The sequence below is a fragment of the Campylobacter sp. US25a genome (assembly GCF_004379075.1).
GTDB classification, from domain to species: domain Bacteria; phylum Campylobacterota; class Campylobacteria; order Campylobacterales; family Campylobacteraceae; genus Campylobacter_D; species Campylobacter_D jejuni.
Map to the genome: position 1 here is coordinate 1 of NZ_RYYM01000113.1, position 359 is coordinate 359.

The window sequence follows — 359 nt, forward strand, 5'->3', positions numbered from 1 at the left end:
CTTCAAATACTAAGCAAATAAAATACAAGCATTTTTTTTCTTTTAAGCTTCAATCAGTCTTGATAAGACTTTCTTTAAATAAAGCCAATCGTATTTATACTCATACTAATATTATAGAAGTGATTAAACAAACCCTTGGTTTTTATCAAGATATCTTACATAAAGAAATTGATTATTCTAATATACATTTTAATTATGAAGAACAAGAACTCATCTCTCAATACAATGAAAGTGATTTAGACTTTATTACAAGATTAAGCCATAATAATGGAATCTTTTTTTATGAAGATGAGAACACTATTTATTTTTGTGATGTATATAAAAATGTAAAAAATAAAGAAATTGAGTATAATCCTAAT

The 359-nt window shown here is 22.8% G+C and carries 1 protein-coding gene; it reads left to right on the top strand.

Going from position 1 to position 359, the window contains the following annotated elements; translation table 11 throughout:
- Positions 1-17 precede the first annotated feature (17 nt).
- Positions 18-359 (top strand): contractile injection system protein, VgrG/Pvc8 family (locus ELQ12_RS09980; RefSeq protein ID WP_347876349.1); only part of this gene is annotated, 342 nt, incomplete at its 3' end.